Raw genomic sequence first — 14928 nt, 5'->3', positions numbered from 1 at the left:
GCCCGACACTGGTACTCGGTCCGGGCTCTATTGAACAAGCACATCAGCCGGATGAATTTTTAGCGACGGACTTTATTGAGCCGACCCGCGATTTGTTGAAAAAACTGATTCATCATTTTTGTTAATAACAAGTGGTCGGTTTGCTGTGAAAATTGACTTGCTGCGCTCGCTTTACGGTATTGATGAATGCCGACAGAAGCGCAGTCGTTTTTGCAAAAAAATGCGCAAAACAGACCGCTTGTCAGCTAATCCGAACCTGATATGTTCTTAGAATCCTTACTATTTAGTGCCAGCGTTACCTTTCCGACCATCTTTATGTTGTTGCTCGGTATTGTTTTACGTTGGCGTAAAATGATTGATGAGCATTTTTGCCAAATAGCTTCAAAATTGGTGTTTAATATTGCCCTCCCGGCTTTACTGTTCATCAATGTGGTAAAAGAGCCAACGGATTATACCAGCCAAATTTTACTTGTCAGCGCCGGTATTATGGCAACTATCGGAGTATATTTGGTCAGTGAATGGCTGGCGGCACGCTATATTGTCGATCGAGCCTACCGCGGGATTTTTGTACAAGGTGTTTTCCGTGCTAATAGCGGCATTTTAGGTTTAGCACTTTGCCTTAATGCCTATGGCACGGCGGCAACGGCACCGGCGTCGGTTTATGTCGCTTGTATTACTTTACTGTTTAACGTGCTTGCAGTCATTACCTTAACTCATTCGCTGAGCAACGGTAAATTGAGTTTATGGAAAATGGTTAAATCGGTCATCAGTAATCCCCTGATTATTTCGATTGTTGTAGGGATGATTATCAGCAAACTTGAAATGCCCATTCCTAAAACCATTCTACGTACCGGTGATTATTTAGCGCATATTGCGTTGCCTTTAGCATTGATCTGCGCCGGTGCAACTCTTGATTTCAAACAATTGAAACGCTTGCAGCAAACAGACGGAACAACCAATCAGGTTAGTAAAGTCATCATTTATTCCGCCTTCGGGAGGCTGATTGTTACACCGTTAATCACGGTATTAATCGGTAAATTTCTGTTTCAGCTCGATCCGATGTCGATCGGCATCTTATTCTTAATTTCTTCAACACCTGTGGCGGCGGCAAGTTATGCCATGGTGAGACATTTTGGCGGAGATGCTGTAGCTTCTGCTAATTTAATCGCGATCACGAATTTAGGAGCGATGTTTACATCAAGCTTAGGCATTGTGATTTTAAAACAGCTCCATTGGATGTAGGAAAACCGGGCAAAAAAAAAGCCCTCAGAACATCTGAGAGCAACACTTTTGATCTAATTCTAGGAGGTATGAATCACTGTTTTATAAAAGGAGACAAATAAAACAAGATCAAAAGTAAAAAAAGTATACGTAAAAAATCGTTAGCTCCTATAACCAACTTTACATTTAAGTTCAGGAGGAATTGGTTAGTATGTTATGCTAAACTTTTTTAGCAGTCAAACAACTAGACCAAACTTTGCATTTCTTGAACAATCTGTAAATTTCATTAAATTTATTAAGTGCAAACTGGACAATCGGGTTGCTTAGGAATCTGCATTTTTCTGATAGAAAAGTATAACCCATCTATCATGAAGAGTTGGTCTGACAAGCTTTTGCCAATATTCAGCAGTAATTTTATACTTTCTAAGGCTTGTAAACTGCCGACTACACCCACAATCGGTGAAATAACGCCTGCTTCAACGCAACTCAATACATTTTGCCCAAATAATTTGCTTAAACATTGATAGCACGGTTGCCCCGGCTGATAAGTAAAAACACAAACTTGCCCTTCAAAACGAATCGCAGCGCCGGAAATTAGGGGAATTTTATGTGTAAAACAGAGAGTGTTAAGCTGATTACGAATATCGACGTTATCGGTGCAGTCCAACACTAAATCATAATGAGGAATCAGTGCGCCCCACTCGCTGTCGTTGAGCAATTTGTTGATTGTTTCAATCTCAATATTCGGATTTAACTGCGTCAATCGCATTTTGGCAGATTCGACTTTCGGCTGACCGATATCAGCATCGGTATAGAGAATTTGGCGCTGTAAATTGGGTAATGATATGGAGTCAAAATCAACCAGTGTAAGATGCCCTACTCCGCCCGCAGCTAAATATTGGCTGGCTGCACAGCCCAATCCGCCAAGCCCGATAATCAACACACGGCTGGTTTTTAACTTTTCTTGCCCATCAAAATCAATACTTTTTAAGATGATCTGACGGTTATAACGCAACATTTCGTGATCGGTTAATTCCATATTTCTCAACTTATTTTAACAAGCTGTTAAACGGTTGAATTGCAACTTGTTCACCCGCTTCCACATTACCGCGTTCTTGCTCAAGGACAATAAAACAGTTACTTTCATTAAAAGCACTGAAAATATGCGAACCTTGTGTTCCAACGGGTTCCACCATTAACTGACCTTGATCGCTTTCATAGAAAAATCCACGTTGAAAATCTTGGCGACCTACCGCTTTTTTTAGTTTAACCGTCGTACAAGCGGTCAGTTTTGGCGAAAAATTTGCAATTTTATCTGGTGAAACTCCACTGAGCTTCATTAGCGCCGGTTGTACTAATTGATAGAAAGTCACCAATGCCGATACCGGATTACCCGGTAAACCGAAGAACCACGCCTTTTGTAATTTACCAAAGGCGAAAGGTTTGCCCGGCTTCATTGCAATTTTCCAAAAACCGATTTCACCCAATTTTGCCAAAACATCTTTGGTAAAATCGGCTTCGCCGACGGAAACGCCGCCGCTGGTAATTAATACATCGGCATTTTGCTGTGCTTGAGTGAAGGTCTGTTCAAAAATGACAGGATCGTCCGGTAAAATACCGTAATCAATTATTTCACAATGATATTTTTCTAACATCAGGCGTACGGCAAAACGGTTAGTATCATAAATCTGACCTTCTGCCAGCGGTTCACCCACCGTCATTAATTCATCTCCCGTTGAGAGGATCGCCACTTTCAAACGAGGATAAACGGCAACTTCAGCAATACCTAGAGAAGCTAATAAAGGCAAAGTGGTCACATTCAGTAAACTGCCTTTTTTAAGTATCAATGTCCCTTGTTTAACATCTTCGCCAATATAGCGAATATTTTCGCCGACTTTCGGTATAGTATTAAAAGTCACACTACCGTCTTCATTTACCACAGCATTTTCTTGCATAATTACCGCGTCCGCATTTGCAGGCACTTTAGCTCCGGTCATAATACGTACACAGCTCCCCGGAGGTATATTTCCTTCAAACGGACTGCCGGCAAAGGACTTTCCGGCTACAATTAAAGTATTGTGATGTTGCAACGCCTCTAATCGTACCGCATAACCGTCCATTGCCGAATTATCAAATCCCGGCACATTGATAGGTGAAAAAATATCCGTTGCTAAGATACGGTTTGCCACTTGGTTGATATTAATTTGTTCGGATTGAGTCGGTTGAGGTAGACGCTGAAGCAAATTGTCAAGAGCTTGAGATAAGGTAAGTAAAGACATGACTTTTCCTGATAAATAAAAACCACTCTTATTATTCATAATAAGAGTGGAATAGACATTAATTCACGCTAGGTGCAGTTTGAGAAATGAAATCTCGCAAGCCTAAAAGAATATTGTTAATTGCGACTGCAGAAAGAATTAACCCCATTACCCGGCTAATAATTGCCGCACCGGCATTGCCGATATAATGTTGGATTCTATTTGCAATCAGGAATAGTAAATAAGTAATAATTAATACCGATAACATAATGCAGGTCGTAATTACTTGATCTCCAAAGCTATAACGATGATTGTCCGTTAATAATACTACCGCCATCATCGCTCCCGGTGATGCAATAGACGGAACGGCTAGCGGATATACCGCTAATTCGTGTAGGTTACTTTTCATTTTGATTTCTTGATCCGGTTTACTCTCGCCGAAAATCATCGACAATGCAAAGAGCAATAACACTAAACCACCGGCAATTTGGAAAGCAGAGAGCGGTATTTGCATCGCTTCAAGTAACCACTGTCCGACAACTAAGAAAAAGAGTAAAATCCCTGCGGAAATGAGAATTGCATTGCGTGCAATTTTACGACGATCATCCGGTGACAAACCTACCGTTTTTGCCAAATAAACCGGAATGGAGCCGATTGGGTCAATAACCGCCCAAAGTACAACAAATTGCACAACCAATGAATCAAACATAAAGATTTTTCCTTTATTAAAAAATAATTGTTATTGTGCAACAATTTAACCTTAAAACCAAATAACTTATTTAAATTTCAATGATTTTTTTAACAGATTTAACTTTAAAACGCGGACATACGTTATTACTTGAACAGGCCAACGCCACGATTCATACCGGGCAAAAAATCGGGCTTGTCGGTAAAAACGGTTGCGGCAAGTCCTCTCTGTTTTCATTACTAAAAGGTGAGCTTTTTGCAGAAAGCGGTGAAGCAAAGTATCCGGCAAATTGGTCAATTTCTTGGGTAAATCAGGAAACGCCTGCACTTGAAATATCCGCCCTTCAATATGTGATTCAGGGTGACCGCGAATACACATCTCTTATTCGGCAGCTTGATGAAGCGAATGCCCAAAATAATGGTCATTTAATTGCAACGCTGCACGCTCAATTGGACACGATTGATGCTTGGACGATTCAAGCTCGTGCTTCAACTTTATTGGACGGTCTGGGCTTTAGCGCCGAACAACTAAATCTACCGGTAAAATCTTTTTCCGGTGGTTGGCGTATGCGGCTTAATCTCGCTCAAGCGTTAATTTGCCGTTCAGATCTGTTATTACTTGATGAACCGACCAATCATTTAGATTTGGATGCGGTCATTTGGTTAGAACGTTGGTTAAGTCAATATCGCGGCACTTTGCTACTGATTTCTCACGACCGTGACTTTCTCGATCCGATTATCGATCGTGTGATTCATATTGAACAACAAAAACTGTTTGATTATACCGGCAACTACTCTTCTTTTGAAATTCAGCGGGCAACCAAATTGATACAGCAAAATGCGGAGTTTCAACAGCAACAACAAAAAATTGCGCATTTACAGAAATTTATCGACCGTTTTAAAGCTAAAGCAACCAAAGCCAAACAAGCTCAAAGTCGAGTAAAAGCACTGGAAAAAATGGAGTTAATCGCACCGGCTTATGTCGACAGTCCGTTTTCCTTTGAATTTCGTGAACCGCTTTCTTTACCTAATCCATTACTTTCAATGGAAAAGGTGAGTGCCGGTTACGACGAAAAATTCGTTTTACAGTCCGTTAAGCTTAACTTAGTGCCCGGCTCGCGTATCGGTTTATTAGGCAAAAACGGAGCAGGGAAATCCACCTTAATCAAACTACTGGCAGGAGAACTCACACCGCAATCGGGGTATATTCAATTAGCCAAAGGCGTACAGCTTGGTTATTTCGCTCAACATCAATTAGATACATTACGTGCCGATGAAAGCGCTTTATGGCATTTGGCGCGTCTTGCTCCGGAAAAAACCGAACAAGAATTACGTAACTATTTGGGTGGTTTCGCATTTCACGGCGACAAAGTGAAGCAAGCAGTGAACGCTTTCTCGGGAGGGGAAAAAGCACGTTTAGTCTTGGCATTAATTGTGTGGCAACGCCCGAATTTACTTCTATTGGACGAACCGACCAACCATCTGGATTTAGATATGCGCCAAGCCTTAACGGAAGCATTAACACAATATGAAGGCTCATTGGTTATTGTCTCGCACGATCGTCATTTACTGAGAACCACCGTCAATGAGTTCTATTTAGTTCATGATGGGCAAGTCGATGAATTCAACGGTGATTTAGAGGATTACCAGAAATGGTTGAATGAATTAAATAATCGGATCGAATTTGCAAAAAAAACGGAGAATCCGACCGCTTGTAATCAAGAAAACAGTGCGGCAAACCGAAAAGAACAAAAGCGCCTTGAAGCCGAATTACGTCAGCAAGCGGCACCTTTACGCAAGAAATCCGCACAATTGGAAAAAGATCTGGAAAAACTCACCGCTTGTTTAAACGCATTCGAAGCGGAGCTTTCCTCTCCGGAAATTTATGATGCCGAAAACAAGGCGAAACTCGCTGATACACTTGCCAAACAGATCTCAACTAAAAAACAGTTAGAAGAAATTGAAACCGAATGGATGATGGTCCAAGAAGAATTAGATCATTTACTTAACTAGGAACGATCGATGCGCCAAGCAAAACTCTATCGCTATACATTACCGGTTGAAACCGGTGTCATTTTGCGTAACCGACGTTTAAAACAACGTGAAGGTTTGATTATCCATTTAATTGAAAACGAACAACATGGCTGGGGAGAAATTGCTCCGCTACCTGAATTCAGCTTAGAAGATTTAAACTGCGCAGAACAGCAAACCCGAGATTGGCTCACGAAATGGCTCACTCAACAAGCCGTTTGCCTTGATAACTACGCACCTTCCGTTGCTTTTGGCATAAGCTGCGCATTGGCAGAAATAGCTCACCAATTAGGTAAGGAGGCCAACTATCAAGCGGCCCCCCTCTGCTATGGTGATCCTGATGAGCTTTACCAAAAACTGAATCAGATTGAAGGAGAAAAAGTCGCCAAAATTAAGGTCGGGCTATACGAAGCCAATCGTGACGGATTAATTGCCGATATGTTTTTAGACGCCATTCCCGAATTAAAATTACGTTTAGATGCCAATCGTGCATGGACAACGGAAAAAGCAGCATTATTTACCTCAAAAATTAAACCCGAACATCGAAGTCGTATTCAATTTATTGAAGAACCTTGTAAAACACCTGAGTTATCGCGCCAATTTGCACAAGAACAACAAATCGCTATTGCATGGGATGAAACGGTAAGAGATACGGGATTCGTTCTACAAAAAGAGCCCTACCTGACAGCAATCGTGATTAAACCAACTTTAATCGGTTCGATCGAAAAATGTGTCGGATTGATAAAACAGGCACAATCGCTGGGAATCATTGCAGTCATTAGTTCAAGTATTGAATCCAGTTTAGGCTTAACCCAACTCGCTCGTTTGGCACAGCAATATACACCGAACACCGTACCGGGATTAGATACTTTAGACTTGATGCAATTTCAGCTGCTACGCCCTTGGCAAGGCTCGATATTGCCGCTTGCTGATTTAAATAGCCCGTTTATTACAGAATTAGTGCTATAAAGACAAAAGGTTAGTGTTTCCACTAACCTTTTCCATTTCTACTCAACTATGAGTTGAAATTATTGACCACCGAATTTTTGTTGTAATTCAGCTTGAAGTTTTTGTAACTCTGCACCAGATTGCATTAACTGTTGAGTTTTATCTTGAATAACTTTTTGCACGTCTGTTGCTGTTGGATTTGCCATTGCTTTAACGGATTCTGCAATTAACTCATTTGAAAGTGTCAATGTTTCTTTGGTTTTTGCTTTGAATACATTTACATCCGCATTTTTGATATCAAGCGAATCTAAGCTTTTTAACACTTCATCCACTTTGCTGGTAAAGGTTTTTAAAGCTTCTTCGATTTGTGCTTTATCTTGGCTTGCTAATTTTTGTTGGAGTTCAGCTTGGAAACCAGCCAGTGTTTGTTCTTGGGCTTGGTTCCACTCAACAATTTTCTTGAAATCTTCAATGCCTTGTTGATCTGCAGCTACAGGCGCAGCTTCTGTTTTCGGCGCTTCTGCTGCAGGAGCTGATTGTTGAGCTGCCGGAGTTTCTGCTTTTGGAGCTTCTGTTGCCGGTTTGTCAGCCGGTTTGTCACATGCAGTTAAGAAAATCGCGAATAGTGCTGCTGCACTGATTTTTGTCATTTTGTTCATTGAACAATCCTCGAATGATTTAAGAGTGAAGAAAAAACAAACCTTACAAAATGTAAGGCAACCTTATTGTACAGTTAATGGACCTCATAAGGAAAAATTTGTTCATTTTTGGCTAGGATTAGGCTCCCGGATGAGCAAAAAACAGACAATTAAACCCCCATTGCTTGAGATATTAACAATTTTTTTACCAAATTATTCTGATTTGTCACCGTTAATCCAACACCTCGAATGAATTTTTTCAACGGATGATCACCGGAAAAAAGCTGCTTTAATCCTTCCATCACTGTCAAAATTTTTACTGCTTCCACTTTACGAATACGTTCAAACTGGCGTAAGTGACGGTAATCGCCAATATCTTTACCAAGCATTAAATTTGTTTTAATTTCAGTAGCTAACGTCATCGCATCGGCAAAACCTAAGTTGACTCCCAGCCCTGCTAACGGATGAATAGTATGAGCAGCATCACCAATCAATGCGACTCGTTGTTGGGCAAAATTACGTGCATAGCGGGCAACAAGCGGGTAGATTGCCCGTTCACTTTGCAATTCGCATAAACCCAGTTGGTTATCAAAAGCAACGGATAGCGCCTGTTGGAAACGGGTTTCATCACAAACAACTAATTTTTGAGCTTGTTCCGGAGGTAAAGACCAAACAATCGAGCAAAGATGTTGATCATTCAAAGGCAGAAAAGCCAAAATGCTGTCCGGCAAGAAGATTTGGCGAGCGGTTTTAGCATGGGGCTCTACGGTTCTGACATTACACACTAAAGCCGTATGTTGATAATCTCGGCTAACCAGAGGAATATTAGTATGTTGGCGAACCCAGGAATTTGCACCGTCCGCACCAACGACCAATTTGGTAGAAAGCATTTCACCGTTAGCTAAGGTAAGAAATGCACCATTTTCACTAATACCTAAAGTATTCGGCACCGTCAATAAAAGTTCGACGTTTTTTTGATGGCTGACTTTATTCCATAACGCAGCCAAGATCTGCTCATTTTCAATGATAAAACCCAGCTGTGCTAAACCTAATTGCTTAATCATTGATTCATTGTTATCAAAATGGATTTTGGCAAAGCTGTCTTTTTCCCAGACATACATTTGATCATAGGGAGATAAACGATCTAATGGAATTTGTTGCCAAGCTCCCACTTGAGTTAGCATTTTTTGACTGGTGTGATTAATCGCACTGACACGATTAGATAGGCGATCGACGGAAGGATTGGGGGCGGATTTTTCAATAATTTTTATACGGCAATCGCACTCTTCAAGTAAAGCGGCTAAGGCTAATCCCACCATACCGCCGCCAATGATTACAATATCTGCTGTTTTCATTTTAAATACTTCTGTGGTGATATTCTAAACTACGGTGTCTTATCTGAACATTCTTACCGCGACTTTCAAAATATTGCCCAAGCTGCTCCGCAATAAATACCGAACGGTGCTTACCTCCGGTACAACCGATAGCTATTGTTAAATAGCTACGATTGTTTTTTTCTAATGCGGGTAACCACATTTCCAAATAAGTACGAGTATGATAAATAAAATTATGCACTTCGGTTTGACGCTCTAAAAATTCAATGACCGGTTGTTCCAATCCTGTCATCGGTCGAAGATCCGGATTCCAATGAGGGTTTGGTAAAAAACGCACATCAAAAACATAATCGGCATCTGCAGGTACACCATATTTGAAACCAAAAGATTCCACGATAATTTTCAACTCTTTTTCCGGCGAACCGTGTAATAGCCCCCGCAAACTTTCTGCCAATTCGTGAGATGAAATATGTGTTGTATCGATAATATAGTTAGCTTGTTGAATCAACGGCTCCAGCAAATTGCTTTCGTGATCGATTGCACTTTCCAAGGAGAGATCACGATTAGATAGAGGGTGCAAACGACGAGAATCACTATAGCGACGAATTAAAGTATTACGCTCACAATCTAAAAAAATCAGTTTCGTCGTAATTTCCGGCGGTAATTTGGCTAAGATTTCTTCTAAGGCATTCGGGTCTTCCGGCAAATTACGAATATCTAAACTGACAACAGCCGATCTGTCTGATGTCGCCAAAAATTCGGCAAGCTGAGGAATAAGAGGTAATGGAATATTATCAACGCAATAATAACCTACGTCTTCTAAAGCCCGTAAAGCAACAGATTTTCCGGAGCCTGAGCGGCCGCTGATTATGATTAATTCCATATATTCTCCCTAATTTTTTTCCGATTCATCATTATTCATTTGCTGATTATCCGCATATTCTAAAACTTGCCAAAGTTCTTCGACTGATTTGGCGGATCGTAAGTGTTTTAATAAATTTTTATCACTTAATTGCTGTGCAATATCTTGCAAAGCCCCTTTATAACGATCGCAACTGTTTTCAGGAAATAAGATCGCATATATTAAATCAACTTCTTTATTATCACTCGCTTCGTAATCAATAGGCATTTCTAACTGTAAAAAAACCGCAATCGGTTTTTCCAATAGTAACGCGGAATTAGCCGGTAATTTTGCATGGGGTAATGCGACGCCATTGTTAATCGCAGTTGAACCTAATTTTTCTCGCTTAAACAGGTTACTGAAACAATCAACCGGACATAGTTCATGCTGTTTATCACATTTAAATTCCTGGTTAATCTGTTCTGCTACAATTTTTCCGATCAATTCCAAAGCTCGCTTCTTACTAGAAAGTATCACGCCCTGATGGATATGGCTCGGAGATAAAAATGCTGTGAGTTTCATTGCTATTCCGGTTACAAGCGGTCGGTTTTGCAAAAAATTTTGCAAATCTTACCGCTTGTTAAGATTAAAGTTTAAATTGATCGCCTAAATAAACGCGTTTTACATCCGGATTATTCAATACTTGTTGCGGCGTGCCACTTGCGATCATCTGTCCGCTACCAACGATATACGCTCGTTCACAAACGTCCAGCGTTTCGCGAACGTTATGGTCGGTAATTAATACACCTAAACCACGTTCTTTTAAGTTTACGATGATTTTTTTGATATCGATAACTGAAATCGGGTCGACACCGGCGAAAGGTTCATCAAGTAAAATAAATTGAGGATTCGCAGCCAAAGCGCGTGCAATTTCAACACGACGACGTTCACCACCGGATAAAGATTGCCCTAAACTGTTGCGAATATGTTCAATATGAAATTCTTCAATGAGCTCATCCGCCCGCGCTCGACGCTCATCATTACTTAGATCCTTACGAATCTGAAGCACCGCCATTAAGTTATCATAAACGCTTAAACGACGGAAAATCGATGCCTCTTGAGGCAAATAACCGATACCTTGTTTCGCTCTGTCGTGCATCGGTAATACGCTAATATCAAGATCGTCAATTCGGATCTTACCCTGATCGTGACGAACCAAACCGACGACCATATAAAATGTTGTCGTTTTACCGGCACCGTTCGGTCCAAGCAAGCCGACAATTTCACCGGCTTTCACATTCAAACTGACATCTTTAACGACTTGGCGGTTTTTATAACTTTTTGCTAAGTGTTCTGCATAAAGCGTTGGCATTTTCTACCTACTATTTCTGTTGTAATTGAGTTGGAATCAGGATGGTTTTTACACGTGATTTTCCGTCACTCAATGCTTTTAGTTGCTGTTTTTTTACGTCGTAAGTGATTTTTTCCGCTTTGATAGAGCTGTCTTGCTGTTTCAATTCTGCATTACCGATTAAGGTTAAAAATTCTGTGCCGAGATCATAATGTACGCTGTTAGCACGACCGTTGACAGGTTTTCCGTCATCTAAGGTTTGTTGGAAAACCACCGGAGAACCGGTTGCATCAATGGTTTCTTTTTTCCCTTCTTGGCGAGTGATAACGACTTTTGCCGCATTAATTTTGATTGAACCTTGTGTAATTACAACGTTATCGGTAAAAGTTACAACATTATTTTCCATATCCAAAGATTGACTGCCCGAATCAATATTAATAGGTTGGTCAGTATCACCTTTAAGTGCGTGAGCTGAAAAACTCATCGCAAATAAAGCAGTGAAAAATGCGGATTTCATTACAAGTTTCATTGTTTGTCCTTACTCTTTTTAATTCTCTGATGCTCTATCAGCTTGTTTAATGACGGTAGGTTCAAGATAGGTCTTTACATCTTTTGTGAGTGTCGCAACCTGTTTTTTTAAATTTCCGGTTAGACCAGTGCCGGTAGTAGTAAATCCCATACCAACAGATTTTACGACACTTTCCGAAAAAATATCTTGTGTATTTAAATCAATGGAAAGGCTGTCTGTCTCGATTTCTTGCAAACGTGAGTTAGGATCAAGGCTTTTAATTTTCACATGACCTTTTAACGTTAATATTTTGTCTTTCGTTACATTTGCATAATCAGCACTGACTTTCCATTGCCTGATTGCGCTGTCTTTATCAAACAAATCGAGTAGCGGCTTAAGAAATTCAGTTCGTTCTGTATTTTCGTAGCGCTTAATCTCTTGGGCTTCAGCAAAATATTGCGGCTTGCCGGCAAGATCATAGACCATTGTGGTCATTTGTTGTCCAACATATTCCGGGTCGCCCTCTTTTTTAATTAATTGTAATTCTGCTGTTTCTGTTGTTTGCTGGCTGTAATACCAACCGCCCAGAACCGCAACAATCACGAGTAAAATGACATTTAAACGTATATTCATAACATCTCTATAATTATAGATATAACGATAAATCATATCATAAATTTCAATGTCAATATAGAACGAATATTTTGGGAAAAGTTTTATGTGCGGAATAAAAAATGCCTCGAATTTCGAGGCATTTTGGCTTTATTTGGCTGCTTTTAGCTCTTGATAGTATTTTTCATACAGGTCGATGGCATCTCCGACGTCCACCTGCCATTCACTTCTTTCGATTACATCCGGTTTGATAAATACTGCCCCGTCTTCGGTAAGTTCTTTCGGTAGCAACTTCAACGCTTTTGCATTTGCAGTAGGATAACCAATAGATTCTGTCAATTTTGCTGCAACGGGCGCAGAAAGCATATAGTTAATCAGTTTATATGCACCTTCCGGATTTGCTGCAGTAACAGGAATTGCAAGATTATCAATCCAAAGCGGCGTACCCTCTTTCGGGTAAACCATATCAATCTTAGCACCTTCATTTTTGGCAATACGAACAGAGCCGTTCCATAATAAGCCGATATCCACTTCACCGGAAATAAACGAACTTGCAGGATTATCGGAGTTAAATGCCAAAATATTAGGACGTAGCTTTAACAGCTCTTGATAAGCTGCTTTAAGCACTTCCGGATCTTGAGTATTCGGGTCTTGTCCCATTTTCAGCAATGCGATATTAAAAGCTTCGCGCGGATCATCTAACATCTGCACTTTGCCTTTAAACTCAGGATTCCATAAATCTCCCCAAGATTGAAACTTCGACGGATCTCGTGTTTCTGTATTGTAAGCAATACCTGTGGCACCGAATAATTGTGGAACAGAATATTTGTTACCTTTATCGAACGGGCGATCTAACATATTCGGATCAAGTTCACTTAATACCGGTAATTTGCTGTGATCTAATTCTTTTAACATCCCTTCGCGTGCCATTTTAGAAACAAAATAGCTTGTCGGTGCAATTACATCATAACCACTGTTTTTACCTAATGTTTTTAATTTGGCATACATGGTTTCATTCGATTCTAAGCTCGATACTATAACTTTAATACCCGTCTGCTTAGTAAAATCATCCAATAATCCTTCCGGTACATACTCCGACCATGTATAAAGATAAACGATATCATCTTTAGCCATTGCCAAATTATTGGTAGAAAGCACTACCATTCCCGTTAAAACTGCAGCCCATTTTTTCATTTCTGTGCATCTCCAAATCAGGGAGTTAGATCACTATTTATACAATAATGTATAAAAACTTACCTCAAAAAGGTAAGTTGGAATTCTAGGCTAATTAGCCCTGAATGCAAGAAAAATCTATGACAACACTCAATAAAAAACCCTAAGAATTTCTTAGGGTTTTCAATCTGTTAGATATTATTTAGCTGCTTTGAACTCTTGATAATATTTTTCGTAAAGTTCAATAGCATCACCAACGTCATCTTGCCATTGGCTTTTTTGTAAAATTTCTGCTGTCGGATAAATTGCCGGATCTTCAGTAATTTCTTTAGGGAGCATTTCAAGCGCCTTTAAGTTAGACGTTGGATAGCCGACTTCTAAAGTTAATTTTTCCGCAACTGGGGCACTTAATAAGTAATTGATTAACTTGTGTGCACCATCTACGTTCTTCGCATTAGACGGAATCGCTAAGTTATCAACCCATAGAACCGGACCTTCTTTTGGGAACACCATATTAATCGGTGCACCTTCTTTTTTGGCAATACGAATTGAACCGTTCCATAACTGACCTAACTCAACTTCACCCGCAATAAAAGAGTTTGCCGGGTTATCCGAACTTAACGCCAATACGTTTGGGCGAAGTTTTAATAGTTCTTCGTATGCCGCTTTGATCACCGCAGGATCTTGCGTATTCGGATCTTGTCCCATTTTCAATAATGCAATATTGAATACTTCACGAGCATCATCTAAAAGCTGGATTTTTCCTTTATATTCCGGCTTCCATAAATCACCCCAAGAAGTAAAATCGCTACCTTGGTAAGTACCCGTATTATACGCAATACCCGGAGCACCTAATAATTGAGGAAGAGAATATTTGTTACCTTTATCGTAAGGTTTATTTAACCAATCCGGATTAAGATCTTTAATCACAGGTAATTTACTGTGATCTAATTCCATTAACATCCCTTCACGAGCCATTTTTGATACAAAATAGTTCGTTGGCGCGATAACATCATATCCGCCGCTTTTACCTTGAATTTTGAGCTTTGCATACATTGTCTCATTTGATTCAAGGGTTGAAACTACAACCTTGATACCAGTTTCTTTTGTGAACTCTTCAAGCAAACCTTCCGGCACATACTCAGTCCATGTATAAAGATGTACTGTATCGTTTGCCATTGCATTCGCACTGAAAATTACCATACCTGATGTTAAAGCCACAGCCCATTTTTTCATTTATGTTTCTCCTAAATGAATGAAAAGTAGTGAGATTACTCCGATGATTTTTTACCCTTCCAAACGAAAGGTGGGGGCATTCTAAGCCCC

At 40.1% G+C, this 14928-nt stretch carries 15 protein-coding genes and 1 pseudogene; 4 read left to right on the top strand and 12 right to left on the bottom strand.

All coding sequences use genetic code 11. The features are described 5' to 3' along the window. Window positions 1-125, top strand: a pseudogene (locus tag ACEYJ7_RS06125) (acetylornithine deacetylase); the annotation flags it as partial. A 136-nt stretch (window positions 126-261) separates the two neighbouring features. Continuing rightward, the gene (locus ACEYJ7_RS06120) at window positions 262-1242 is read left to right on the top strand and encodes an AEC family transporter (protein WP_373778195.1); all 981 of its coding nucleotides are present in this window, start codon (window positions 262-264) and stop codon (window positions 1240-1242) included. 274 nt (window positions 1243-1516) lie between these two features. Here ACEYJ7_RS06120 and moeB read toward each other — a convergent pair whose 3' ends face one another. The 3 genes from moeB to ACEYJ7_RS06105 are packed head-to-tail and all read right to left on the bottom strand — an operon-like array spanning window position 1517 to window position 4188. After that, entirely contained in the window at window positions 1517-2260 is a 744-nt protein-coding gene (gene moeB / locus ACEYJ7_RS06115) for a molybdopterin-synthase adenylyltransferase MoeB (RefSeq protein WP_373778194.1), read from the bottom strand. A 10-nt stretch (window positions 2261-2270) separates the two neighbouring features. Further along, window positions 2271-3500 carry a molybdopterin molybdotransferase MoeA gene (gene moeA, locus ACEYJ7_RS06110; protein WP_373778193.1) on the bottom strand — a complete coding sequence of 410 codons (1230 nt, stop codon included), beginning with the start codon at window positions 3498-3500 and terminating at the stop codon, window positions 2271-2273. Window positions 3501-3558: 58 nt separating this feature from the next. Further along, window positions 3559-4188, bottom strand: coding sequence for a MarC family protein (locus ACEYJ7_RS06105; protein WP_373778192.1), 630 nt, complete (start codon window positions 4186-4188; stop codon window positions 3559-3561). A gap of 80 nt (window positions 4189-4268) precedes the next feature. Here ACEYJ7_RS06105 and ACEYJ7_RS06100 point away from each other — a divergent pair, with 80 nt between their 5' ends. Together ACEYJ7_RS06100 and menC are read left to right on the top strand one after the other, a co-directional pair. After that, window positions 4269-6179 (top strand): ABC transporter ATP-binding protein, encoded by a 1911-nt coding sequence (locus tag ACEYJ7_RS06100; protein ID WP_373778191.1) that lies wholly within the window; start codon window positions 4269-4271, stop codon window positions 6177-6179. A 9-nt stretch (window positions 6180-6188) separates the two neighbouring features. Beyond that, window positions 6189-7166: an o-succinylbenzoate synthase gene (gene menC / locus ACEYJ7_RS06095; protein ID WP_373778190.1), complete on the top strand. Its 978-nt coding sequence runs from the start codon at window positions 6189-6191 to the stop codon at window positions 7164-7166. Between the two features lie 59 nt (window positions 7167-7225). Here menC and ACEYJ7_RS06090 read toward each other — a convergent pair whose 3' ends face one another. From ACEYJ7_RS06090 to ACEYJ7_RS06050, 9 genes are all read right to left on the bottom strand, one after another. Next, a complete protein-coding gene (locus tag ACEYJ7_RS06090) occupies window positions 7226-7804 on the bottom strand; it encodes a lipoprotein HlpB (RefSeq protein WP_373778189.1) in 579 nt (192 codons plus the stop codon). A 149-nt stretch (window positions 7805-7953) separates the two neighbouring features. After that, window positions 7954-9138 (bottom strand): FAD-dependent monooxygenase, encoded by a 1185-nt coding sequence (locus tag ACEYJ7_RS06085; RefSeq protein WP_373778188.1) that lies wholly within the window; start codon window positions 9136-9138, stop codon window positions 7954-7956. 1 nt (window position 9139) lies between these two features. Further along, window positions 9140-10000, bottom strand: a complete 861-nt coding sequence (gene rapZ, locus ACEYJ7_RS06080; RefSeq protein WP_373778187.1) for an RNase adapter RapZ — start codon at window positions 9998-10000, stop codon at window positions 9140-9142. 9 nt (window positions 10001-10009) lie between these two features. Beyond that, window positions 10010-10540, bottom strand: coding sequence for a PTS sugar transporter subunit IIA (locus tag ACEYJ7_RS06075; RefSeq protein ID WP_373778186.1), 531 nt, complete (start codon window positions 10538-10540; stop codon window positions 10010-10012). A gap of 64 nt (window positions 10541-10604) precedes the next feature. After that, window positions 10605-11330: an LPS export ABC transporter ATP-binding protein gene (lptB, locus tag ACEYJ7_RS06070; protein ID WP_373778185.1), complete on the bottom strand. Its 726-nt coding sequence runs from the start codon at window positions 11328-11330 to the stop codon at window positions 10605-10607. 10 nt (window positions 11331-11340) lie between these two features. Next, window positions 11341-11838, bottom strand: a complete 498-nt coding sequence (lptA, locus tag ACEYJ7_RS06065) for a lipopolysaccharide transport periplasmic protein LptA (RefSeq protein ID WP_373778184.1) — start codon at window positions 11836-11838, stop codon at window positions 11341-11343. An 18-nt stretch (window positions 11839-11856) separates the two neighbouring features. Then, window positions 11857-12450: an LPS export ABC transporter periplasmic protein LptC gene (gene lptC / locus ACEYJ7_RS06060; RefSeq protein WP_373778196.1), complete on the bottom strand. Its 594-nt coding sequence runs from the start codon at window positions 12448-12450 to the stop codon at window positions 11857-11859. A 129-nt stretch (window positions 12451-12579) separates the two neighbouring features. Beyond that, window positions 12580-13623 carry an extracellular solute-binding protein gene (locus ACEYJ7_RS06055; protein WP_373778183.1) on the bottom strand — a complete coding sequence of 348 codons (1044 nt, stop codon included), beginning with the start codon at window positions 13621-13623 and terminating at the stop codon, window positions 12580-12582. 177 nt (window positions 13624-13800) lie between these two features. Then, window positions 13801-14838, bottom strand: a complete 1038-nt coding sequence (locus ACEYJ7_RS06050; protein ID WP_373778182.1) for an extracellular solute-binding protein — start codon at window positions 14836-14838, stop codon at window positions 13801-13803. Window positions 14839-14928: the final 90 nt, after the last annotated feature.

Origin of the sequence: Glaesserella sp. (assembly GCF_041814905.1) — a bacterium.
Lineage (GTDB): Bacteria > Pseudomonadota > Gammaproteobacteria > Enterobacterales > Pasteurellaceae > Glaesserella.
The sequence above is the reverse complement of the archived record's forward strand: the minus strand, read 5'-3'. Positions and strand labels throughout refer to the sequence as shown.